The sequence below is a fragment of the Corynebacterium sp. HMSC074A01 genome (assembly GCF_001831515.1).
In the GTDB taxonomy this organism is placed as follows: Bacteria; Actinomycetota; Actinomycetes; order Mycobacteriales; family Mycobacteriaceae; genus Corynebacterium.
Genome location: NZ_KV825631.1, coordinates 11,633 through 33,851, shown reverse-complemented (window position 1 = coordinate 33,851; position 22,219 = coordinate 11,633). Strand labels below are relative to the sequence as shown.

Genomic DNA, 22,219 nt, shown 5'->3' with positions numbered 1-22,219 from the left:
GGCCAAGCCCATAATTGAGCCATGTTCGTTGGATTGAGAGAGATTGGAAGCGCTAAGGGCCGCTTCGGCCTGATCATTGGCGTCGTGGGGCTGATCACGCTCCTCGTCGTCATGCTCACGGGCCTGACGGCTGGCCTTGGTAAGCAAAACACGTCAGCACTCGAGGCGCTCGAGCCGGAGTCCGTGGTGTTTTCGGATATGGACGACCCCTCGTACACCACCTCCCGTATCGATAGCGCCGATGTGCAGGCCGGCGACGTCCCGCTGGGCACTGGCCAGACGCTGCTGAGCCGCGAGGACGGCACCGAGGAATCCGTGGCCATCCTGGGCCTTCCGGAGGGCACGACCTTGCCCAGCGGCGACGTGCTCGGCGACGAAGTGATTGCCTCCGCCTCCCTCGGCCTCGAGGTCGGCGAAGAATTGACCGTCGGCGGCGCACCGATGACCGTTGGCGGCACCGCCGAGGACTTGGAGTACTCGCACTCCCCGGTCCTGTGGGCACCGACCGCCGACTGGCAGGCCGCCATGCACACCGATGCTCAGGGCACCGTCCTGCTCGCCAGCGACGGCCGCGGCATGCCACTCGAGGACTCCTTTAACGCGCTGCCGGCCTACGGTTCCGAGCAGGGCTCGCTGCTGATGATTCAGGGCTTCCTCTACATCATCGCCGCACTCGTCATCGTCGCCTTCCTCACCGTGTGGACGATGCAGCGCACCCGCGACCTGGCCATCCTCAAGGCCATCGGCGCCTCCAACGGCTACCTGCGCAAGGACGCGCTCGGCCAGTCCGCGATCGTGCTGGGCGTCGGCGTGCTCGTCGGCGCAGGCGTCGCCGTCGGCCTGGGTCGCCTGATCGGCGGCGCAGTACCGTTCACCCTGACCACGTTGACCACCGTCGGCCCGCCGCTGCTCATCTGGGTCCTCGGGCTGGCCGGCGCCCTGTTCGCCACCCGCTCTATTACCAAGGTTGAACCCCAACTCGCACTCGGAGGTATCGCGTAAATGTTGCACATGGAAAACGTCACCGTCACATTCCAGGACGGCGAGGAGCGTCTCACCGCACTCGACAACGTCTCTTTCGAAGCCACCCCCGGCCACCTCACCTTTATCGTCGGCGAGTCCGGCTCGGGCAAGTCCACCCTGCTCTCGGCAGCCGCCGGACTGCTCACGCCCGATTCGGGCACCGTGCTTATCGACGATGAGCCGGTGGACACCCGCGTCCGGCTCGAAAAAATCGGCATGATTTTCCAGCAAGCGAACCTGCTCGGCGCGCTGAACGTGCGCGACCAGCTGCTGGTCACCGACCACATCCGCGGGAGAAAACCGCGCCGGGACCGCGCCGACGAGCTGCTCGCCACCGTTGGGCTCGAGGGCCTGGGCGACAGGAAGATGCAGCAGCTGTCCGGTGGCCAGCGTCAGCGCGTCGGCATTGCCCGCTCACTGATGGGCGAGCCCTCGCTAATCCTGGCTGACGAGCCCACCGCCGCACTCGACTCGGAACGCTCCCACGAGATCGTCGCGCTGCTGCGCACGCTCGTTGAGGACCGCGGCATTGCATGCGGCTTTGTAACTCACGAGACCGAGCTGATCTCCTCCTCCGACGAGGTTGTCCGCGTCGCGGACGGCAAGGTCACCGCAGCCGAGGCCGCGATAGCAGCGTAAGCACGCCAAACCCGCCGGCCGCGAGCAGCAGCGTGAGCACGAGCGTGCCGCCGAGGTAGCCCGCATCCACTGCCGCAGCGCCGAGCGCGGATCCGGAAGCAATCCCGACCTGGAACGTCACCACGTAGATGGAGCTAGCAAGGTCCTGATTGCGTTTCCCAGCGAACAAGAAAATTGTGGTCGCCACGGTGGGCAGGGCACCCGCCGCAGTACCGAAGATGGCGATCATGATGAACATGGTCACGCCCGAATCCGCGCGCAGGGCAATGAGTCCCACGAGCGCGGCGATGATGAGCATGATGCCGGCAAACCCGTTGAGCCGGATCATGCGGACGTCGACACGCTTGCCCGCCATCAGCACCCCGACAAGCCCGAACGCGCCGTAGGCACCCAGCCCGACCGGCACGAGCGCGTGCCCCGCGGTCGCCTCCACCAACAGTGCGAGGTAGGTGAAGGTGGCAAAGACCGCAGTGACCGAAAAGGCGACGAAGACGACCAGCGAGGGGATCGCCGAGCGCGTCTTCTGCGCCTTGTCTCGCGGGGTGGGTGGAATCGCTGGCATGCTCGGCAGCGTCTTGAGCAGCAGCGCAAATGCGATCAGTGTTGCCGCCCCGAGCACCCACGTGGCACCACGCCACCCAATCATGCCGCCGAGCGAGGTGGTCAACGGTGAGCCGACCACCAGCGAAAGTGTGGAGCCAAGCGAGACCGCGGCGACCGCCTTGCCCGTCATGCCCTGCGGGGCAAGGCGTGCGGCCATCGGGTTGACCAGCGACCAGAACAGCCCGTGCGTCAATGCGGCGGCAACGCGTCCGGCAACCAGTACCCAGTAGTTTTGCGCTATCGCCTGCAGCACGATGCCCGCGAGCAGGAAGCCGAGCGTGGCCATGAACAGCGGCCGCCGGTTGATGTTGCGGGTCGCGGCCATCAGCGGGATGGTTACCACGGCCACGAGCCCCGCGTACACGCTCATCAGCAGCCCGATCTGCCCCTCTGACACGCCGAGGTCCGCCGCCATGGGTGAGATCAGTCCGACGGCGAACATCTCAAAGGTGACGTAGACGAAGGCGGCAAAACCCATCGCCGCAAGCGGTACGACAGGGAAGTGTTGGGGAGATTTCAGCGCAGAGGTCACACCAATAACTTAGGCGTAGAAAGTGACATACGCGAATGCTCCGTAGCCGAGGAGACCGAGCAGCATGACAATCCCAGTGATGAGCGGCCAGCCAGGACTTGCTGCGGGGTGCAGGTCCGGTACCTGGGGTTTGGCCCCGGCCAGGTTCTGCGCCTCGCACTCGTGGCGGGCCGCCTCGAAGCGCTCGGCGTAGGCGTCGACGGCGCGGAAGTTGTCGTAGGTCGGCGTGGTGGCAAGCTTCTCGGCCCAGCGCTGCGCGAGTGGCGCGGTAAGTTGCGGGAAGCGCTCCTGCAATCCGGTGGCGATGCCGGCGGTGTCGGTGGCTAGACCGGTGTGGATGAACCATGTTTGGTCCTCTGCGCCGACCGGGATGTGTCCCTTGGTGGCGACGAGCGCGTGGTACTTCTCAATCTCATCCATCGGTGGGGTGACGTTGGTGCGCGTCGGCGCGTGACGGGAGAGGTACCAGGCGGCCACGTCCTCGGGCAGGCCGAGCTCGGCGAAGCGCTCGACCGCGTAGCGGTACTCGATGGTAGACGGGTCCGCGAAGTGCTCATTGGCCAGGTAGATGCCCAGTTCTTCGTCGCGGATGCGCCGCCGCACGTCGGTCTCGACGGAGGCGAGCTCGGGGAACGCGGCGAGTAAGGAGGCGTAGCGGTCCTGGGACAGCCGCTCCTCGCGCTCGAGGTAGCGGTGCGCGGTATCGGTGGCCTTGAGGAACTCCTCGGAGTCGAGTTCGACGGTGCAGACTTGTGCGGTCTGTACTGCTGGTGCTGCATGCGCTGCGGGAACAGCAAAGCCACCGCACGTTAACATGACGGCGGTGGCGAGGACTACACGCTTAGCCAAGGAGGCTGGCGGCGACGCCGCCGAGAGTTGCCAGGACTGCGAGGACGATCGCGGCGATCAGGCCGTTGTCCATCTCCACAGTCTTCGACTGGGACTTGCCGGCTGCCTGCTTCTTCTCCTTATCGTTGATGTCAACGTCCGCGGAGTTTGCGCGGGTGGTCACCGTGACATCCACGCTGGTGTTGGTGCCGGTGCGCACGATGCGAGTGGTGGTCGAGCCGTCCTCGTTCACCGTGACGTTGCGCTCCTCGGTCGGAGCGGGGGTCGTGGTGCCTCCCTTGTCGTAGGTTTCCTTCTCTGCCGGGGCGACGACGATGGCACCCTGGTCGGTGCGCTCCGCGGTCCGCTCTGCTGCGCGCTTCGCGTCTGGGTTCTCCCCTGCGGTGGGGAAGAGGGCGAAGGTGTCGCCACCCTTGGCGCAGTCGAGGCTGGCCTGCTCAAAGGCAGTCTCGAACGAGGCACCGAGGCGGTAATCCTGGAGCGCCTGCGAGTTCTCAAAGGCGTCGGCCCAAGCAGCGGCGTCGTGCGAAGCGAGCTCCGGGAACTGCTCCTTGCGGTCCTTCTCCAGCTCTGCCAGCGGCGGAACCGGGGTGAAGACGGACTCGGCGGGGTCTTCGTTGGCGACGATCTCGCCGGCCTGCAGCGCCTGGTCGACGGAGTCCCAGTAGGTAGCGAGGGAAAGATCCGCGTCGCTCGAGGTAGCGAGGTCGTTCCACACGTAGGAGAAGTACCAGAAGGAAGCATCCTGAGAAACGCCGGTCTCGGCGGCGACCCGCTTGGACCAGAGGTTAAGATTTTCCATCAGGTTATTGTTGAACGCTTCGCGCTCAGCACCCCGGTAGTAATCCTTAAACTCGGAGGAGATTTCCTGAGCGGCGGGGAAAGCGGTCTCGAAAGCCTCGCGCCAGGTGTCATCCATATTGAAGTGTGTGGATGCGTACGCGATGCGGCGGTACTCCTGCTTCTCCTGGTCATTGAGGGAAAGCGTGCACACACCATCAGTGTTCGCACCAACAGTAGCGCCCTGCGCTTGCGGCGCAATTACAGCGCACACGCCCAGGGCGACGGCGGTGGCTGCTGCTGCGAACTTCTGATTGTTGAACATATTTTTAGTCTAGCTGAGGATCGCATAAATAAACGCATTCCGTTTACTGTTGTCGAAGTAAAATGCACGGAAATACCTGGTAATATAAACGTATGTGCAGCTCACGGCACCGACGTCTGCCCATGTGGCCGGTGCCTCCCTCTTGCTGACTCCGCAATTGCCCTAAAGTGGGGGTAAAAAAGGTAAGGATGGGGCCAAAAAGCTTAGAAGTTACATGCGTGTAATTCTTAAATAGTGGATTAACGATATCCTCGATGTCTATGCCGTACCAACCACCGGACTGGACCTCGCGCAACGGACACACCTACCGGACGATGACGCAGTACGACTCCCGGCACCTCGCAGTACTCGTCGTCCTTATTCTCTGCTGCGGCATCCTGGTCGTGGCCGCCCGCAACCTGCCGCGCAGCACCGTGAAGGCAGCGCGCAAGGTCGCTGGGGCCGTACTTGGGATTACTGTGGCCGTCTACTACCTCTGGGTACTCGCTCCCGCCAACATTGTCTGGGACGAGACAGCACCCTTCCACATCACCGACTTTTTGCGCGTGATCACCCCGGTCGCGCTCTTGACGGACAATCCGACGGTCTCGGCACTGTCCTTCTACTGGGGCTTCCTGCTCAACCCGATGGCGCTGCTCTTCCCCGACATGGCGTACGTGCAGGACCGCCCCGGCCTGCAAGAGCTGGCCTACTGGTTCTTCCACTGTGCCGCCCTCGTCGTCCCCACCGTGCTCACCTTTGGCCTGGGGTACCGCCCGAGCTGGCGCGATTGGCGCATCACCACAGCGATCACCATTGCCTGGGCCGGGCTTGCCGCCACTGCCAACCGCATCACCGGCGGCAACTATGGCTTCCTCGCGGGCTACCCGCGCGGCTGGTCCATCCTCGAACTTTTTGGCAAGTGGCCGTACTACCTCTTTGTCGTCGTGCCGGGCGTCCCCGCCGTGTGGGCCGCGATGACCTGGGCGGGGAGGTCGCGATAGAATTTTGGCGTGCCTAACAGCGTTGCCCCCATATCTTCCTCCAACTGGCGAGACTTTCCCCCGTTGGAGCTCGACACCATCCTGACGGTGGCCCTGCGGCACTTTGCCGAGCGCGGGTACCACGCAACCACTGTCCGCGCGATGGCTCGCGACGTCGGCGTGACCATCCCCGCGCTGTACTACCACTACGACAACAAGCAGCACGTCCTCGTCGCGCTACTGGACTATTCCCTGACCATCGTGGAACAGAAGGTGGAGGCGAGCGTAGACGAGGCGGGTGACGACCCTCGCGCGCAGCTCGTGCACTTCACCGAGGCGTTGAGCCTGTATATGGCCCACTATCGCGAGCTCGCCTTCTTGGACAGCGAGATCCGCTCGCTCGAGGGCGAGAACCGGCAGATCTATGAGGAGCGCAGGGATCGCATTGAGCTCAAGTTGCGCTCTATCATTCAGCGCGGGCAAGAACAGGGCTGCTTTTCGACGTACGCTTCCCCCACCGACATCTCACGCGCCCTACTGAGCGCGATCCAAGGCATCGCCGGTTGGTTCTGCGCGGACGGGCCGGATTCTCCCGAGGCGGTCGCGCAGAAGTACGCCCGCCTCGCACTGGCCTTGGCAGACGCGAAAGACCGCAATCTTTAGCCCGCGATCGCGCGCGCCACATCCCGCGCAAATGGGCTCACGCCGCCGAGCGTGCCCGCACCCGGACCGTTGATGTCGTTGTAGCCCACGAACCACAGGCCTGGTGTATCTCGATCGAGCCCGCGCACCGGTCCGAGCGCAGGCCGGTAGCCGGTTGCCCAGATGAGTACGTCCACCCCGCGCGCTTCGATCTCGTCCAGGGAGGATGGAAGGTGCCGAATCTTTAAGAGACCCGCATCGCGTGCGCGGCGCACTTCAGGAACTGCGACGATGTCGCCGCCGAAGTCGGCCCCGCCCGGATCTTCTTTGCCTTGTGAGATGGCAAGGAAGCGCTCGCGGTTGCGGCGGAAGAGCGCCTCGCCGTCGACGTCGTCAGGCATGAAGCGCGGGGGTGTGCGGGTCAGCCACTGCGCGTCGACGTCGTGAAGTGCCAGGTCCGCCGTGATCTGGGCACCGGAGTCTCCGCCGCCAACCACCGCGACACTTTTGCCCGCGAACTGCGCGGGGTTGCGGTAGTCGGCGGAGTGGATCTGCGTGCCGCGAAACACGCCCGGCAGGTGCGGCACGAAGGGGATGTGTCCAGTGGCCACGACCACGTTGCAGGCCTCGACGTCCTGGGGGAGCAGCCTGAACGTCCCGTTACGATGCGCCACACGTTCGACCCGCTCGCGCATGACCGGGAAGTCGTAGCGCTGCTCGTATCTGGTCAGGTAGTCCACCACGTGGTCGCGCGGCGGGTAGCCGTCGTAGGCGGGCATGGGCCAGCCAGGGAGGTTGGAAAATTCGGCGCGGGAAAAGAGCGTGAGGTGATCCCAGTACGTGGGCCAGGCACCGGCGGCGCGGTCGCCAAACATCACGAAGTCCACACCGTATTTACGCAGGTAGTAGGCGGTCGCGAGTGCTGACTGGCCGCCGCCGATGATCGCAGTGTCAAGCATGTGTCAGCTTTGCGGTAGCTTCGCGGACGAACGCGGCGATGCGGCTGGCGGGCGCGGTGGCATCACCGTACTTGGTGGCGGCGGCCAACTTCGCGGCCACTGCGTGCACGGTCGCGGCGGCGATGAGCGAGGCGGTCTGCGCGTCGCGGGCGAGCAGTGCCCCGGCGATGCCGGAGAGCACGTCGCCGGAGCCCGGGGTGGCGGCCCAGGAGTGCCCAGTGTCCAGGCCGTAGACGATGTGGCCGTCGGAGATTAAGGTGGCCCGCCCTTTGCGCAGAACGTCGCAGTCGAGGTACTCCGCCAGTTGCAGCGTCTCCTCTACACGGTCACGGGTGGGTAAACCCGTTGCCTCCCGCAGGCGGGCGAACTCGCCGTCGTGCGGGGTCAGCGCGGTATACGCTTCGCGTGTGCGCAGGGAAGACAGAAGATCTTCGTAGTTGGCAAGAAGGGTGATGGCGTCGGCGTCGAGAAGCAGTGGCTCCGGCGCGGCGAGCAGCGCACCCAATTCTTCGGCGGCGGCCTCGTCGGTGCCAGCCCCAGGACCGACAACCCAGGCCTGGACGCGTCCACACTCCTTAAGCGTGCCGGCTGCGACGACCTCCGGGTGCGCGCGCACCACCTCGGATGCCTGCGGGCCCACGTAGCGCACCATCGCCGGGGTGGCGTAGAGCGCGCCCGCGGTACACAACAGGGCTGCGCCCGGGTAGGTGCGGCTACCAGCGCGAATACCCACCACCCCGCCAGAGTACTTGTCGTCGGCCGCGTCAGGCTCGACCGAAGGGACGGGCGCGGGGTTGAGTCCCCACATCCCCTCCGGGACCGGAAAGTCCGGGGCGACGGCGCGGTTGGCGGTGAGTAGCGTGGGGCCGTCGGCGGACCATTCCGGCAGCGTATCGCTCAGCGTCTCGTACAGATGGCGGCCGCCGATGCCGATGTCCGCGAGCAACTGCACGCCGCACGCACTTGAGAGCACGTGGGCGCGTCGAAAACCGCCAAATGTCACGGTGGCCTCGGCGCGAACGTACAGGTCCCCGCCTTCGCCGGTGTCCGCGTCGATGCCCGAGGGCACGTCGACCGCAAGCACGCGCAGCCGGTTGAGCGCGCCTACTACCTCCGCGTACTCCTTGCGCAGACCGGCGGTACCGCCGATGCCGGTGATACCGTCGATGGCAAGGTCGTACGCACCAGTAACGTCCTCAACCACCGTCCCGCCCGCGTTGCGCAGCGCTTCGAGCGCGCGCTCCTGTGCAGCTCCTGCCACCAGCAGCGCGTCGACCCGGTAGCCGGACATGGCCAGTTCCGCGGCGGCGTAGAGGGCGTCGCCTCCGTTGCCGCCGGGCCCGGCCACTGCGAGGGCCCGCGCGCCGGGTGCAACCATGGCGCGCGCGACTTGAGCCACGGCGTGCGCGGCCTGCTGCATGAGCTCGTCGGGCGCAGTTTGCGCATCAAGCAGGGGTTGTTCGGCGGCGCGGACTTGGTCGGCGGTAAACGTGCAGGCGTACATACCGGCCAGGCTAGTCGCGCTGGCAGCCGGGGCACCAGAACAGGTTGCGGCCCTCCACCTTGCGCAGCGCGATCTCCTCGCCGCAGATGTAGCAGGGCTGGCCCGCGCGGCGGTAGACGTAGACCTCGCCGCCGTGGTCGTCCTTGCGCGGCGCGCGCCCCATCGCCTCCGGCGAGTGCTCATCGCGCACCGTGTCGATGCGCCCGTGCTCGAATCCGTAGCGCATGAGCTGCACCAGGTCGGCCCACAGCGCGTCGAACTCTGCACGGTCGAGCGCTCGCCCCGGTGTAAAGGGCGAAATCCCTAGCCGGAACAGCGGCTCCGCGCGATAGATGTTGCCCACCCCGGCGAAGTAGGACTGGTCCATCATCAGCGAGCCGATCGTGCGCTTCGAGCGGTGCACCCGCGCCCACAGTGCGTCCGGGTCGGCGTCTGGACTGAGTGGGTCCTCGCCGGCACGCTCGACGATGGCGGCGACTTCCGCCGGGCTGAGGTAGGCGCAGGTCTGCGGCCCGCGCAGGTTCGCGGCGATGTCGCCTGCCCCGCCGTCGGGCACCAGCCGCAGCCGGATTTGGCCCCAGATGTCCTCGGCCGGCTCGAAGCGCAAAGAGCCGATCAGCCCCAGGTGGATGTGCACAAAAGTATCCGAAAACTCCAGGAAGAGGTGCTTGCCCAGGGCTTGGGCGGAAACCAGCGTGTGGGCGTCGATAAGCGAGGCATCGAAGCGCCCCTGCGGCGAAGACGCGGCGAGCGGCGCGCCGCGAAACTCTTCGTTCAGGCGCGTGGCCAGGCGGTGAATGACGTGACCCTCAGGCATCGTGGCACTTCCAAAACTGCATGCCCAAAATTGTATTATTGCTCCCATGCCGTACACGATCGGGTTTGACCGCGAAAAATACATCCAGATGCAGTCCGAGCACATCACCGCGCGAAGGCGGGAGATCGGCGGCAAGTTGTACTTAGAGATGGGGGGCAAGCTTTTCGACGACCACCACGCCTCCCGCGTCTTGCCCGGGTTCACCCCGGACAACAAGATCGCCATGCTGGACCGGATCAAGGACGAGGTGGAGATTGTCATCTGCTTTAACGCGGGTGACGTGGTGCGTCAGAAGGTGCGCGCCGACCTCGGTATCACCTACGAGGACGACGTGCTGCGCCTGGTGGACGTCTTCCGCGACCGTGGCTTTTTGGTGGAAAACGTGGTGGTCACGCAGCTGGAAGGCCACAACGAGAACGTCGAGGCCTTCCTGGAGCGCCTGGGCAGGCTGGGATTGAAGGTTTCGCGTCACTACATGATCCCGGGCTACCCCAACGACACGGCGACCGTGGTCTCCGAGGACGGCTTCGGCCACAACGATTACGTGGAGACCGCGCGCGACCTCATTGTGATGACCGCGCCGGGGCCGGGCTCCGGCAAGCTGGCCACTTGCTTAAGCCAGGTCTACCACGAGCACAAGCGCGGCATTCCGGCTGGTTACGCCAAGTTTGAGACCTTCCCCATCTGGAACCTGCCGCTGTCGCACCCGGTGAACCTGGCGTACGAGGCGGCCACCGCGGACCTGGACGACATCAACGTGATCGACCAGTACCACCTGGAGGCCTACGGGGAGAAGGTCACCTCCTACAACCGCGACATCGAGGTCTTCCCGCTGCTCAAGACGCTGCTGCGCGAGGTCACCGGGGAGACGCCCTACGAGTCGCCGACCGACATGGGCGTGAACATGGCGGGTTACTGCATTTCCGACGACGCGGCCTGCCGCCACGCCGCCGAGCAGGAGATTATCCGCCGCTACTACAAGGCGCTTGTGGAGGAGCGCCGCGCGGATAAGGACAACACGGAGTCCGCCCGCATCGCCAACGTGCTGCGCAAAGCAGAGGTGACCACGGCGGATCGCCCGGTGGTTGCGCCCGCGCTTGAAGTGGCCGAGGAAACGGGCAAGCCAGGGGCCGCGCTTGAGCTGCCGGACGGCACGATCGTCACCGGCAAGACCTCCGATCTGCTTGGGCCCTCGGCCGCGGTGTTGCTCAATGCGCTCAAGCAGCTCGCGGGTATCGACGATAGCGTGCACCTTTTGTCCCCGGACTCCATCGAGCCGATCCAAACCTTAAAGACGAAGCACCTGGGCTCGGTGAACCCGCGCCTGCACACTGACGAGGTGCTCATCGCGCTTTCCGTGTCGGCTTCGACGAACTCGGATGCTGCCGCGGCGCTGGACCAGCTGCGCAACTTGCGCGGCTGCGATGCACACACCACCACCATTCTCGGCTCGGTGGACGAGGGAATCTTCCGCAACCTGGGCGTTTTGGTCACCTCCGAGCCGAAGTATTGGAAGAAGGGGCTCTACCACAAGCGCTAAATTTGCACGCTTTGCGCTTCTCCTATTGCGCTCGTTGCGGATTGTTCGTATGATTGCGGGCATGGCAACGGAAGAGAAGCTCTCACCGGTAGAGCAAGCACTGGCAGATTTGAACAACAACCTCTCACAGGCCCGAACGCACGCTTCGGATACTGTGACGCTGCCGAAGGAAACGGCAGTGTGGCTCCGCGACATTATTGAGGACCTGGCTGAGGGTCGCCTGGTCAAGGCCCCCGGCCCCGAGGAGGAAATGACCACCCAGCAGGTGGCCAACCTCCTCGGCGTGTCCCGCCCCTTCGTGGTCAAGCTGATCGACGAGGGGCACTTGACCGGGCACAAGGTCGGCACCCACCGCCGCGTCTACACGCGCGACGCAGTGGCCTACAAGGATCAGATGGCAAATATCCGTGGCCAGCGTTAACAAAATCCTCCTGTACTACAAGTTCCAGCCCATCGCCGACCCGGACGCCGTGCGGCTCTGGCAGCGCGACCTGTGCGAGGGGCTGGGCCTTAACGGGAGGATCATCGTGTCCAAGGACGGCATCAACGGCACGGTCGGCGGCCCGATTGATGCGTGTAAGACGTACGCGAAGAAGACGCGCGAGTACTTCCGCGGCATTGAGTTCAAGTGGTCCGAGGGTGGCCGCGAGGACTTCCCCAAACTGTCGGTCAAGGCGCGCGAGGAGATCGTGTCTTTCGGCGCGCCCGGCGAGCTCAAGGTGGACGAGCATGGCGTCGTCGGTGGTGGGAAGCACCTGAGCCCCGAAGAGGTCAACGAGCTGGTGGAGAACAACCCGGACGTTGTCTTCTTCGACGGGCGCAACGCGCGCGAGGCCGAGATCGGCAAGTTCAAGAACGCGGTTGTGCCGGACGTGGAGACCACCCACGACTTCATCCGGGAGCTGGACAGCGGCAAGTACGACTGGATGAAGGACAAACCGGTCATTTCCTACTGCACCGGCGGCATCCGCTGCGAGGTGCTCTCCAGCCTGATGATCAACCGCGGGTTCGAAGACGTTTACCAGATCGACGGCGGGATCGTGCGCTACGGCGAGAAGTACGGCAACTCCGGGTTGTGGGAGGGCTCCCTCTACGTCTTTGACAAGCGCATGCACACCGAGTTCGGCGGTGGGGCAGAAGACCCCAACTACGTGCAGCTGGGCCACTGCGTGCACTGCGGGGAGGCGACCAACCGCTTCTACAACTGCGCCAACGAGCCAGAATGCCGCGTGCAGTACCTCAGCTGCCCCGAGTGCCGTGAGCGCAACCCGTACTGTGGGGAGTGCGCACAGGGCTAGGTGGCCAGCTTGCCGATGGTGATGATGAGCACCACCATGGTAAACGGCACCATCGGCAGCCAGAACACGCCCATCCACGGCACCCAGCGCTCGTAGCGGTTGAGCTTGCGCACCATGATCACGGCGCAGGCCAAAAGCGCGACGACGGGCGGGATTGAGGTGAGCACGGCCCAGGTGTTCTCGCTGATTCCGGGGATCGCCTTGAGTACGAAGCCCACGAGCAGCGTGATCGCGACCGAGCTGGCGGCAAAGGTGATGGCCTGCCGCGTGGAGCGCTTGTTGCGCTCCGCTACCTCGGCTGGGTCGGGTTCATCGGCCAGCGCGTCAAAGTCCTGCGGCTCGGGCCGTACCCGGCTGAAGCGGTCTGCGGGATAGGAGAGGTCGTTTTCTGGGTGTTCGCGCATAGTTCCCATCTGTACCACCCTTGTCTAGTGTTCGGCCTCCGAGCGCGGGTAGATCAGCACCGGCACGGGGGCAAAGCGGATGAACTCGCCCTCGCGGGTGCCCACGAACACGCGCTTGAGCTGCCCGGAGGGCTGCGAGCCGAGGCACAGCAGGTCGCCCTTCTTCCACTTCACGCTATCTATCGCGCGCTTCCACCCCTTGCCGGAGGCGAGTAGCGTCTCCACGTCGAGCCCCTCACAGCCCTCGACCTGGTTACACACGCTAAAGGCCTGGTCACGCACCCGGTCGAGGAGGCCGAGCGTGGTTTCGTTCCAGGCCGCAAGCTCGTGGGAGAATTCACCCGCGCGCTCATTAGGAGAAAAGGCGACGATACGTAAGGGCACGCCAACAATGCAGGCCATCGTGGCGGCGTAGGCCAGGCCGGGGAAACGTTCCCGGTTGCCGTCGCCGGTGACTTCGTCGGAGTCGATCAGCGCGTAGGTGACCCGGGTGACGCCCTTCTTTGAGAGCGTGAGGTGCTTCGGTGCCAGTCCCAGTGGCAGGGTGGAGGAGTGCATGAGCTGGTCCGCCTCGCTGGTGGGGCGGAAGCGGCTCTTGGCGGTTTTGGCGCGGGAGCCGAGGATGATCATGTCGGCGTTGAAGGTCCGCGCGACGTCGTAAAGCGGCTCGGTGCCGCCCGTGCGCTCGACCAGACGGGCGACGTTGGGGGCGCGCTGCGAGGTGGGCAAGACCCCGTCGAGGGCCTTCTCCACCTGCTTGTGAAAGCTTTCCTGCGAGCGCTTGAGCCACTTTTTGTACTTCTTGCCGGACATGGAGGTCGTCCACGACTTTTTTGTGGTGGACATCACCTGCACCTTGACCGGCAGGGAGCGGCCGAGCCAGGCCGCGTACTCGAGGGCTTCTTTGTTGTTGGAGTTGCTCGAGTCCCAGCCAACGACGATGCGCAGCTCCCCCTCGTCGCGGGGCAGCTGCGCCAGATCGCTGGAGAAAGAACGTGCCGTCACACCCCCGATTCTACGTGGTGGGATGTTCTTTATTCACGTAGGCCTCAGCGAGCAGGTTGATGATGTCGGTGACGCTGTCGAGCTTGCGCAGCGACTCCTGGTCAAGGGTCCCGAGCATCTCGCCCAGGTAGCGGGTGCGCTCATCGCCCACGCGGTGGAGCTCATCACGGCCCAGCTTGGTGGTCTCCACGCTTACACCGCGGCGGTCGTGCTCGGAGCGAATGCGCTGCACCAGCCCGCGCTTCTCCAGCTGGTTAACGGTATTTGAGGCGGTCGGCATGCGCACGCCCTCCGCTTCGGCGATCCGGCTGATACGGGTCGGGCCTTCCTCTGCGAGCCTGCGCAGGATGGACAGCTGGGGACCGGTGAGGTCCGAGTGTTCGGCGGTGCGGAAGTAGGTGACGTACAACGAGGTCATCGCGGGACGGATGCGTTGCGCAATCTCGTACGGGTCTGGTTGTTCCTGGGGCTCCTGTGACACGGTCTTCTCCAACTCCTCGACGCTTTTAGGCGACTAAATAGTACCAGCTTTGTGATGACTATACTAGTCGGGGTGTTTGCTTACCGGTACGAGATCTCCCACGAGTGGGCCCGCCGCCAAACCCTGCGGGATTTCCACGCTGGACGCCTGCTGCTTAGCGACGTCTGCGACGCCGATTTTCTCCTCCGCACCGCCAGCGAATTCCACGGTACGCCCGCCGAGCGCCCCTGTCCTATCTGTGGTGGGGAAATGCGGGACGTGAAGTGGGTCTACGGGGACGCTCTGGGCCGCCGCGCGAACACCGCGCGCAGCGAGGAGGAGATCGACCGGCTCGTTGCTGAGGTCGGCCCGATCACGGTGCATTTCGTCGAGGTGTGCCCGGAGTGCAAGTGGAATTATTTGTGCAAGGCTTTTACTGCTTGCCCAGTAGGGTGATTTCGCGGTGGGCGGGTAGTGTGTCCTGTAAGTATTGAGAGCATTGTGACTGCTGTCGTCGTCGACGTTGCAAGGGAAAACGCGTGACAAACAACGAGAAAGCCCCCGAGAGCGGGAGCACCGTGGCAAAGAAGAAGCCCTCCCGCATCGGGCAGTGGCTCCTGGCGCTGTTGCTGCTGTTGGTGCTCATCGCCTCCATCCCCGCGCTGTGGTTCGCGTGGAACTACAGTCGGGCGAACCTGCCGGAGCCGAACGAGATCGAAGCGGCGCAGATCTCCAACATCTACTTCAGCGACGCAAAGACTGAACTCGCCCGCGTGGTCCCGCCGGAGGGAAACCGCGAGCAGATCCCGCTGGACAAGGTGCCGGTTGAGGTGCAGAACGCGGTGCTGGCGGCCGAGGACCGTGACTTCTGGGAGAACTCCGGGTTCTCCTTTACCGGCTTTGGCCGCGCGGTGATCGGCCAGCTCACCGGCAACCCTTCTGCCGGTGGCGGCTCTACTATTACGCAGCAGTACGTGAAAAACGCGATCGTCGGCAATGAGCACTCGTACCAGCGCAAGGCCAAGGAGCTGGTGTACTCGATCAAGATGACCAACTCCTGGTCGAAGGAAGAAGTGCTCAGCGCCTACCTGAATACCGTCTACTTCGGACGTAACGCCTACGGCATCGAGGCGGCCGCGCACGCCTACTTCTCCAAGCCCGCCAGCGAGCTGACGGTGGAGGAGGGCGCGGTGCTCGCCGCGTCCATCCAGCGCCCAAGCCAGCTCGACCCGTGGACGAACCCGGAGGGTGCGGAGGATCGCTGGAACTACGTGATGGACGGTCTCGTGGAGATGGGGGCCATTGACCAGAGCGTCCGTGCCCAGGCGCAGTTCCCGGAGACGCGTGACCCGGCGACCTACTCTGCTTACACCGAGGCGACCGGCCCGAACGGCCTGATCAAGAACCAGGTTATGACGGAGCTGGCAGCGATCGGCATCTCGGAGGATGACCTGACCAACCGCGGCCTACAGATCACCACCACGATTGATAAGAAGGCCCAGGACGATACGGTCCGCATTGCCGAGGAGAACCTGGCCAACCTGCAGGACGACGCGCGTACCGGTGTGGTCGCCGTGGAGCCGGGCACGGGTGCCGTGCGCGCCTACTACGGCGGCAACGACGCCTCCGGTTGGGACTACGCCAACGCGGGCCTGCAGACGGGCTCGACGTTTAAGATCTTCACCCTTGCGGCGGCGCTGCAGCAGGGCATCCCGCTCAACGCTAACTTCGACGCCTCCCCGGTCACGCTGCCGAACGGCGCGGTGGTGACCAACGCCGACGGCGGTGGCGGCGGCATGATCAACATGACTGAGGCCACGCGCGTGTCGTCGAATACCGCGTACATGCGTATCCAGGACGACCTGGACAACACGACGCAGGACACCGCCGACATGGCGCACGCGCTCGGCGTGGCGCGCTCCATCCCGGGCATCCCGGTCACCCTGCGCGAAAACGGTGGGCAGCCCTACGAAGGCATCGTGCTGGGGCAGTACCAGTCCCGCGTCCTCGACATGGCTGTCGGCGTGGCCACTCTGACAAACCGTGGCGTGTACCACCCGACCCACTTTGTCGAGCGCGTCGAGGACGCGCGCGGCGAGGTGCTCTACGAAAACGACAACGACTACGCGGAGCGCCGCGTGTCCGCCCAGGTGGCGGACAACGTCATCCAGGCGATGCAGACGGTGATCCCTTACTCCTACGCCAACCTCGCCGGCGGCCGCCCCGCCGCGGGCAAGACCGGTACCGCGCAGCTGGGCGACACGGGCCTGAATAAGGACGCGTGGATGGTGGGTTCCACCCCGCAGCTCTCCGTTGCAGTGTGGGTGGGTACCGCGGATAACACCTCCGCGATCTACAACGAGGGCGGCGGCACGATGTGGGGTGCGCAGACGCCGACCCGGATTTGGAAGAGCGTGCTGGACACGGTCCTGGAGGGCCAGGAGGTGCAGAACTTCCACGACGCGAGCCCGGTCTACTGGGGCGTGAACCCGTACTCCGGCGGCGCGAACCTGGGCGGCAACTCCTGGAGCTACTACAACCAGCAGCAGGCCACGCAGCAGAGCGAGCAGCCTGCGGAAGAACAGCCGTCGGAAGATCGCGAGTCCTCTGATGCACCGGGCGCACCTTCGGCACCGCAGGAGCAGGCTCCTGCTCCGGCACCCGCGCCTGCGCCCGCCCCGGCCCCGGCAGCGCCGGACCTCGGGCTCAATGATGCGGTAAATGATTTCTTTGACGGTATTGAAGGCGCGTTGCGATAAAGGTGGAGAATAAAGAAGCGATGTCCAAGCAGAGCACAACGTGGCCGGATCCGGCAGACCGCGTGCAGCCGAGCCGCACGGAACCGATCGCCCGTGGGTGGACCGAGTTCCTCGGCGGCCCGATGGGCAAGTACGCGCAGATCGGGCGGGCGAAGTTTTGGACACCGCTGCGCACCATCTTCGCGGTGGCCTACGTCTTCCTCTTCATGGGCGCGTTGTCGAAGTCGAACTGTGCGCTCGGCAAGCCGGACGACAACGGCGTACTCCAGCTGAACTGGGACGGCAACCGCCAGTTCACCTCGTTCTGCTACAACGACATCGTGCCGCTCTACGGCGCGCGCGGCCTGGACCAGCCAGGCTTTGTGTACGACTACTCGTGGGTTGAGGAAGGCCTGACCCGGTACATGGAGTACCCGGTACTCGCGGGCCTGTTCCAGGGGTTCACCTCCTTCATCTCGCGCAACACCTACTTCGTGGCGCAGCGTTTCCTGCCGGAGGTGGGCTGGTACTTCTACGTCACGGTGTTCTTCCTGGCGATCATCTGGGTCGCCACCGCGCGCATGGTCGCCGAGCTCGCCGGCAACCGCGTGTGGGACACGCTGCTGGTCGTGGGCTCGCCGCTTCTGATCATGCACGCGTTTACCAACTGGGACATCCCCTCCATCTTCTTCGCGGTCGCGGCGCTGCTCGCCGCCCGCAACGGCAAGTTCACCCTGGCCGGCGTGATGATCGGGCTGGGCACCGCGTTTAAGATGTGGCCAATCTTCGCCCTCGGCGCCTACCTGGTCGTCGCGCTGCGCAAGCGCGACCTGGTGCCGTTTTTGAAGATGCTCGCGGCGTCGATAGTCAGCTGGGTTGTGGTGAACCTGCCCATCTACCTGCGCAACCCGGAGGCGTGGGCCGAGTTCCGCCGCCTGAACACCGACCGCGGCTGGGAGTGGACGACCATCTACGCCGTCTTCTCCCGCGTGACCGGCTGGGGCGGCTTCGACTCCGGCGAGGGCGCGCCGGTGATCCTCAACGCCGTCACACTCATCCTCTTCCTCGCCGGCTGCGCCGCGGTCCTGGTCATGGGGCTGAAGGCCCCGCGCACGCCGCGCATCGCGGAGCTGCTCACCCTGATCATCGGGTTCTTCCTCCTCTTCAACAAGGTGTGGAGCCCCCAGTACTCCATCTGGCTGATCGTCCCGGCCGTGCTTGCGCTGCCGTACTGGCGCCTGCTGCTGAGCTGGATGACCGTCGACATGATGGTGTGGCCAGTGCTGATGTGGCACATGATGGGCGAGGATAACTTGGGCGCGCCGGGCTGGCTTCTCGACGTCACCATCATCACCCGAGACGCCTTCATCATCACCATCATGGTGCTGGTGGTCCAGCAGATGTTCGGCAAGCGGCGCGACAAGGTCGCGGAGGCCCACAACGGCCACGACCCGCTTTTGACCACACCCGAGCAGTGGAAAGAGGAGGACGCGAAGTGGGCACAGCAACAGTCGTCGGCATCGGCTCAATTGCAATCGGCTTCTGCCTAATCGCCGCCGCGTTCTGGGCGATGGCGAAAATGCAGCGCCCGATGCTTGCTCTTGGCTTCGGTATCGCGGCGTTTGTCTTCATCACAATTATCCCGGTTTTTCTTGCAGTATTCGTGGCGGTGCCGGGGCCGAGCTAGGTACGGTGGGGCGCATGCACCGACTCACTACTTTGACCACGACCGTCGCGCTCGCCGGGGCACTTGCCGCTTGCGGTGCGAGCGAAGAGATTGAAGTTTCTGAAACAACAGTGACTGCGGAGCAGACAGAAGCCACTGCCGAGCTGCCGGCGTCGATAAGCGGCTACAGCGACGAGGCGAAGTCTGACATGGCCGAGGACAACCTCTCCGAGGCTGACATTCAGGGGGTGCTCGATGCGGCGCACGATGGCCGCGCCGAGATCGAGTTTGATGACGGGCACTTTGAGCTCGAGTTTAATGGCATCGATGTCGACATCACGCCTGATGGGATGGTCCTCGAGGCCGACCGCTAGCCATTTGGCCTGCGGGATTGGGTGGGGTACCCTGGACAAGTTGCTTGACGCAACGACCCTCCTGCCGCTGCGACGAGCGTGGCGGCCGAAACTGAAATTACTAGACCATAGGAGGTGATGAGGTCCGTGCGTCACTACGAAGTAATGATCATTCTGGATTCTAAGCAGGATGAGCGCACCGTTGCCCCGTCCCTGGACAAGTTCTTGGAAGTTGTCCGTAAGGAAAACGGCAAGGTGGAAAAGGTTGATGTGTGGGGCAAGAAGCGCCTTGCATACCCGATCGACAAGAAGGAAGAGGGCATCTACGCCGTTGTGAACCTCGAGTGCGAGGCTGACACGGTCAAGGAGCTCGACCGCGTGCTGAACCTGAACGACAACGTTGTGCGTACCAAGGTGCTGCGCACCGACAAGTAGGAACCGGTAGGCTCAAGCCGAACGTATTCCACCTGGTAGGAGAAGAGCATGGCACAGAACGAAACACCGATCACCGTCGTTGGCAACCTCGTTGCTGACCCAGAGCTGCGTTTCATCCCGAGTGGCGCCGCAGTGGCGAACTTCCGCATTGCGTCGACGCCCCGTTCGTACAACCGGGAGACCAACCAGTTCGAGGACGGCGAGGCGTTGTTCCTGACGTGCAACTGCTGGCGGCAGATGGCCGAGAACGTCGCGGAGTCCCTGACGAAGGGCATGCGCGTGATCGTGCAAGGTCGCCTGCGGCAGCGTTCTTACCAGACCCGCGAGGGGGAAAACCGCACGGTTTTTGAGGTTGAAGTTGATGAGGTCGGGCCTTCGCTGAAGTTTGCCACGGCGAATGTGAGCCGCACGCCACGTGAGGGTGGTGGGCAGCCGCGTCCGTCGCAAGGCTTCCAACAGCAGCAGTCGGCACCGCCGCAGCAGCAACAGGCACCTCAGCAGCAATCGCAGCCGGCGAATGATCCGTGGAACTCCGCCCCACCAGCTGGTGGTTTCGGCGGGATGGATGATGAGCCCCCGTTCTAAAACGTTGTTTTAACCCACACAATCATTTTTCATCATAAGGAAGGTTAGGATTCATGAAGCTGATCCTCACCGCTGCCGTTGAGAAACTTGGCGAGCCCGGCGAAATCGTCGAGGTCAAGGACGGCTACGGACGTAACTTCCTGCTCCCGCGCGGCCTGGCTATCCCGGCTACCCGTGGCGCAGAGAAGCAGATTGAAGACATTAAGCGCGTGCAGGCTGACCGCGAGGTCCGCGATCTGGACCACGCGAAGGAGCTGCGCGATCAGCTCGACCAGCTCACTGGTGTGAAGGTTGCCGTGCGCACTTCCGACAGCGGCAAGCTGTTCGGTTCTGTCACCGCGGCGGAGATCGCTTCCGCTGTGAAGGCGGCTGGCGGCCCGTCCCTGGATAAGCGTCGCATCAACGTGCCGAAGGGTCTTGTGAAGAAGACCGGCGGCTACCAGGTCAAGGTCAACCTCCACGACGATGTGGAAGGCAAGATTAACTTCGAGGTCGTCGCAGCGTAAACGCTTTACGCTTTTCGACGAGCGACAACAGCACTTCAAGCGCGGATCCCCTTGTGAGGAGGGGGTCCGTGCTTTTTGCTATTCGGTCGGGGGAAAGGGGTTGTGCTTGGCCAGCGGCTCGGGGTCGGGGAACGGATCCGGGTCTGGTTCTTCGGGGATGTGCACCGGTTCGACCTCTGGTGGCTCGGGGGCGAAGTCGGAATGCAGTTTGAAGCGGCGCTCGAGGACTTGGATCTCGGCGAGGCAGCGGTAGTAGTCCCCGTGGGTGTCGTACTCGTCGAGGAGTCGGTGGATGCGGGCGTTGAACTCAGCGACCGTGTCTCGGTTCTTGGCTGCCGCTTCGAGGGAGCTGCGCCAACGGGGCGTGGTGGGCGTGATCTCGTCGAAAAGCGGGCCTTCGTGGCGCGACAACAGGTACGTGCCGTTGTCCAGCAGCCAGACGATGTCGCCGGTGACGGGGTCGGAGATGTAGAACGCACGCTTGTCGGTCTTGATGTTGTGGTGATGAGCACAAAGGCAGAAAAGGTTGTGGGGTGTGGTTTTCCCGCCGCGGTCGAAGGGGATTCGGTGGTCGAGTTGGCAGGCCGCGGCGGGCCGTGTGCAGCCCGGGAAGATACAGTGCCCATCCCTGGCGTGCGCGTAGTGCTTCATCTCCTGTGTTGGGGTGTAACTGTCCGTGACGGTCTTGGCTACTTCGTCCAGGTTGTGCACCGTGGGCGGAGTCGCGTCGCACAGGTCCTCGAACTCCTTGGTGTCCAGTGCGTTCGTCCAGCCGATGCCGGGGATGAAGACGGGCGTGCCTTCCTCCCGCGCGCCGTCCTTGCCCGCGGGCGCGTAGACGTGAAGGTGTACTTTTGCGGTCGGCTCTATGTCGCCGGTCAGCAGCTTGATCGCGGTATCGGCCAGGGAGAGCTTGTGCTCGCGGGCCGTGGCCTTCAGGCTGGCGCGCACGACGGCCATGGTGGTGTTGTCGGTGGTGAGCTGGAGCGAGCCGAGCTCGACGCCATTGCGCTCAAAGTCGCTGAAATCGACGGCGCGTGAGCGGTGGTTGTGCGCGTCCTCCCGCTTCTTGCGCTTGACCGGGTCGTAGTTCAGGCCGACGTCCAGCTTGGCAATCAGCGTGCGGATCCGGCGCACAATAGTCGCGCGGCTGGGCAGGGGCTGGTTGGCGCGCTTGGGGCGGAAGAGCTTGACCAGCATCTCGTCAAAGGCAGCCCAAGTCTCCTCGTCCGCTTCCGCGCCCACCTTCATCAGCGCGGAATCAATGCCGACGAGGGTGTGGACGGACAAAAGCCGGGTCTCTTCCTGCATCTTGCGCAGAAGGGGAAGGAGGCGGAGCCGGTTGTATGCGAAGATCGCCGCGCTGATCTCGTGCTTGGGGCGATCGGTGGTGGAGGCGAGCTCTTCCACCTCCAGGTCGAAGTCCTGCAGCGGCATCTCGGTGTAAGGGCTGTAGAGGGCGAACTCCGTGTCCCGCATCTGCTGCGAAAGCTTCGCGCGCGGATCACTCGCGTTCTGGCAGCGAAAATGCTTGTGCAGCGCGGCCGGCGTGTGTGTCTCTGTGCTCGTCTGCGTGGTTGTGCGGGACATGGGG

The 22,219-nt window shown here is 64.3% G+C and carries 25 protein-coding genes; 15 read left to right on the top strand and 10 right to left on the bottom strand.

The window, feature by feature from the left end; translation table 11 throughout:
* Positions 1–21 precede the first annotated feature (21 nt).
* Both HMPREF2550_RS11420 and HMPREF2550_RS11415 read left to right on the top strand, forming a co-directional pair.
* Positions 22–1,002 carry an ABC transporter permease gene (locus HMPREF2550_RS11420; protein WP_070791223.1) on the top strand — a complete coding sequence of 327 codons (981 nt, stop codon included), beginning with the start codon at positions 22–24 and terminating at the stop codon, positions 1,000–1,002.
* Positions 1,003–1,662: an ABC transporter ATP-binding protein gene (locus HMPREF2550_RS11415; protein WP_070791221.1), complete on the top strand. Its 660-nt coding sequence runs from the start codon at positions 1,003–1,005 to the stop codon at positions 1,660–1,662.
* On the opposite strand, the gene HMPREF2550_RS11410 is transcribed toward HMPREF2550_RS11415, so the two are convergent.
* From HMPREF2550_RS11410 to HMPREF2550_RS11400, 3 genes are all read right to left on the bottom strand, one after another.
* Positions 1,631–2,743: an MFS transporter gene (locus HMPREF2550_RS11410; protein ID WP_070791324.1), complete on the bottom strand. Its 1,113-nt coding sequence runs from the start codon at positions 2,741–2,743 to the stop codon at positions 1,631–1,633. The genes HMPREF2550_RS11415 and HMPREF2550_RS11410 overlap by 32 nt on opposite strands.
* A gap of 63 nt (positions 2,744–2,806) precedes the next feature.
* Positions 2,807–3,613, bottom strand: a complete 807-nt coding sequence (locus HMPREF2550_RS11405) for a hypothetical protein (RefSeq protein WP_070791220.1) — start codon at positions 3,611–3,613, stop codon at positions 2,807–2,809.
* A gap of 25 nt (positions 3,614–3,638) precedes the next feature.
* Positions 3,639–4,751 carry a hypothetical protein gene (locus HMPREF2550_RS11400; RefSeq protein ID WP_070791218.1) on the bottom strand — a complete coding sequence of 371 codons (1,113 nt, stop codon included), beginning with the start codon at positions 4,749–4,751 and terminating at the stop codon, positions 3,639–3,641.
* Between the two features lie 260 nt (positions 4,752–5,011).
* Here HMPREF2550_RS11400 and HMPREF2550_RS11395 point away from each other — a divergent pair, with 260 nt between their 5' ends.
* Both HMPREF2550_RS11395 and HMPREF2550_RS11390 read left to right on the top strand, forming a co-directional pair.
* Positions 5,012–5,734 carry a YwaF family protein gene (locus HMPREF2550_RS11395; RefSeq protein ID WP_070791217.1) on the top strand — a complete coding sequence of 241 codons (723 nt, stop codon included), beginning with the start codon at positions 5,012–5,014 and terminating at the stop codon, positions 5,732–5,734.
* 9 nt (positions 5,735–5,743) lie between these two features.
* A complete protein-coding gene (locus HMPREF2550_RS11390; RefSeq protein ID WP_070791215.1) occupies positions 5,744–6,376 on the top strand; it encodes a TetR/AcrR family transcriptional regulator in 633 nt (210 codons plus the stop codon).
* Here the strand turns inward: HMPREF2550_RS11390 and HMPREF2550_RS11385 are convergent.
* From HMPREF2550_RS11385 to HMPREF2550_RS11375, 3 genes are read right to left on the bottom strand one after another with little or no spacing between them, the layout of a single operon-like run.
* On the bottom strand, positions 6,373–7,314 hold the full coding sequence (locus HMPREF2550_RS11385) for an NAD(P)-binding domain-containing protein (protein WP_070791212.1): 942 nt from the start codon (positions 7,312–7,314) through the stop codon (positions 6,373–6,375). The two genes, HMPREF2550_RS11390 and HMPREF2550_RS11385, sit on opposite strands and share 4 nt — an antisense overlap.
* Positions 7,307–8,818 (bottom strand): bifunctional ADP-dependent NAD(P)H-hydrate dehydratase/NAD(P)H-hydrate epimerase, encoded by a 1,512-nt coding sequence (locus tag HMPREF2550_RS11380; RefSeq protein WP_070791210.1) that lies wholly within the window; start codon positions 8,816–8,818, stop codon positions 7,307–7,309. The genes HMPREF2550_RS11385 and HMPREF2550_RS11380 overlap by 8 nt, the downstream gene beginning before the upstream one ends.
* A gap of 10 nt (positions 8,819–8,828) precedes the next feature.
* Positions 8,829–9,635 (bottom strand): Fpg/Nei family DNA glycosylase, encoded by an 807-nt coding sequence (locus HMPREF2550_RS11375; protein ID WP_070791208.1) that lies wholly within the window; start codon positions 9,633–9,635, stop codon positions 8,829–8,831.
* A 46-nt stretch (positions 9,636–9,681) separates the two neighbouring features.
* Between HMPREF2550_RS11375 and HMPREF2550_RS11370 the strand changes: the two genes are divergently transcribed.
* The 3 genes from HMPREF2550_RS11370 (at position 9,682) to HMPREF2550_RS11360 (ending at position 12,473) form a co-directional block, all read left to right on the top strand.
* The gene (locus HMPREF2550_RS11370; RefSeq protein WP_070791206.1) at positions 9,682–11,175 is read left to right on the top strand and encodes a DUF1846 domain-containing protein; all 1,494 of its coding nucleotides are present in this window, start codon (positions 9,682–9,684) and stop codon (positions 11,173–11,175) included.
* 61 nt (positions 11,176–11,236) lie between these two features.
* The gene (locus HMPREF2550_RS11970) at positions 11,237–11,596 is read left to right on the top strand and encodes an excisionase family DNA-binding protein (RefSeq protein WP_210400233.1); all 360 of its coding nucleotides are present in this window, start codon (positions 11,237–11,239) and stop codon (positions 11,594–11,596) included.
* Positions 11,583–12,473, top strand: a complete 891-nt coding sequence (locus HMPREF2550_RS11360; protein WP_371441190.1) for an oxygen-dependent tRNA uridine(34) hydroxylase TrhO — start codon at positions 11,583–11,585, stop codon at positions 12,471–12,473. Before HMPREF2550_RS11970 ends, HMPREF2550_RS11360 begins: the two co-directional genes overlap by 14 nt.
* Here the strand turns inward: HMPREF2550_RS11360 and HMPREF2550_RS11355 are convergent.
* From HMPREF2550_RS11355 to HMPREF2550_RS11345, 3 genes are read right to left on the bottom strand one after another with little or no spacing between them, the layout of a single operon-like run.
* Positions 12,470–12,877: a hypothetical protein gene (locus tag HMPREF2550_RS11355; RefSeq protein WP_246819819.1), complete on the bottom strand. Its 408-nt coding sequence runs from the start codon at positions 12,875–12,877 to the stop codon at positions 12,470–12,472. The genes HMPREF2550_RS11360 and HMPREF2550_RS11355 overlap by 4 nt on opposite strands.
* A gap of 24 nt (positions 12,878–12,901) precedes the next feature.
* Complete coding sequence (locus HMPREF2550_RS11350) at positions 12,902–13,882, bottom strand: universal stress protein (RefSeq protein WP_083319912.1); 981 nt, start codon at positions 13,880–13,882, stop codon at positions 12,902–12,904.
* A 10-nt stretch (positions 13,883–13,892) separates the two neighbouring features.
* Complete coding sequence (locus HMPREF2550_RS11345; RefSeq protein ID WP_070762504.1) at positions 13,893–14,300, bottom strand: MarR family winged helix-turn-helix transcriptional regulator; 408 nt, start codon at positions 14,298–14,300, stop codon at positions 13,893–13,895.
* Positions 14,301–14,417: 117 nt separating this feature from the next.
* Here HMPREF2550_RS11345 and HMPREF2550_RS11340 point away from each other — a divergent pair, with 117 nt between their 5' ends.
* The 8 genes from HMPREF2550_RS11340 to rplI all read left to right on the top strand — a co-directional run bounded on the left by HMPREF2550_RS11340 (position 14,418) and on the right by rplI (position 20,625).
* Positions 14,418–14,798: a DUF5318 family protein gene (locus HMPREF2550_RS11340; RefSeq protein ID WP_070791200.1), complete on the top strand. Its 381-nt coding sequence runs from the start codon at positions 14,418–14,420 to the stop codon at positions 14,796–14,798.
* A gap of 83 nt (positions 14,799–14,881) precedes the next feature.
* Positions 14,882–17,101 carry a transglycosylase domain-containing protein gene (locus tag HMPREF2550_RS11335; RefSeq protein ID WP_070791198.1) on the top strand — a complete coding sequence of 740 codons (2,220 nt, stop codon included), beginning with the start codon at positions 14,882–14,884 and terminating at the stop codon, positions 17,099–17,101.
* Positions 17,102–17,121: 20 nt separating this feature from the next.
* A complete protein-coding gene (locus HMPREF2550_RS11330) occupies positions 17,122–18,630 on the top strand; it encodes a glycosyltransferase family 87 protein (RefSeq protein ID WP_070791196.1) in 1,509 nt (502 codons plus the stop codon).
* Entirely contained in the window at positions 18,576–18,767 is a 192-nt protein-coding gene (locus tag HMPREF2550_RS11965; RefSeq protein ID WP_083319911.1) for a hypothetical protein, read from the top strand. Before HMPREF2550_RS11330 ends, HMPREF2550_RS11965 begins: the two co-directional genes overlap by 55 nt.
* Positions 18,768–18,781: 14 nt before the next feature.
* Complete coding sequence (locus HMPREF2550_RS11325) at positions 18,782–19,120, top strand: hypothetical protein (protein ID WP_070791194.1); 339 nt, start codon at positions 18,782–18,784, stop codon at positions 19,118–19,120.
* A 126-nt stretch (positions 19,121–19,246) separates the two neighbouring features.
* A complete protein-coding gene (gene rpsF, locus HMPREF2550_RS11320) occupies positions 19,247–19,534 on the top strand; it encodes a 30S ribosomal protein S6 (protein ID WP_246819818.1) in 288 nt (95 codons plus the stop codon).
* 48 nt (positions 19,535–19,582) lie between these two features.
* The gene (locus HMPREF2550_RS11315; protein WP_070762483.1) at positions 19,583–20,119 is read left to right on the top strand and encodes a single-stranded DNA-binding protein; all 537 of its coding nucleotides are present in this window, start codon (positions 19,583–19,585) and stop codon (positions 20,117–20,119) included.
* A gap of 53 nt (positions 20,120–20,172) precedes the next feature.
* On the top strand, positions 20,173–20,625 hold the full coding sequence (gene rplI / locus HMPREF2550_RS11310; RefSeq protein WP_038593074.1) for a 50S ribosomal protein L9: 453 nt from the start codon (positions 20,173–20,175) through the stop codon (positions 20,623–20,625).
* 78 nt (positions 20,626–20,703) lie between these two features.
* Here rplI and HMPREF2550_RS11305 read toward each other — a convergent pair whose 3' ends face one another.
* On the bottom strand, positions 20,704–22,215 hold the full coding sequence (locus HMPREF2550_RS11305) for an HNH endonuclease signature motif containing protein (RefSeq protein ID WP_070791190.1): 1,512 nt from the start codon (positions 22,213–22,215) through the stop codon (positions 20,704–20,706).
* Positions 22,216–22,219: the final 4 nt, after the last annotated feature.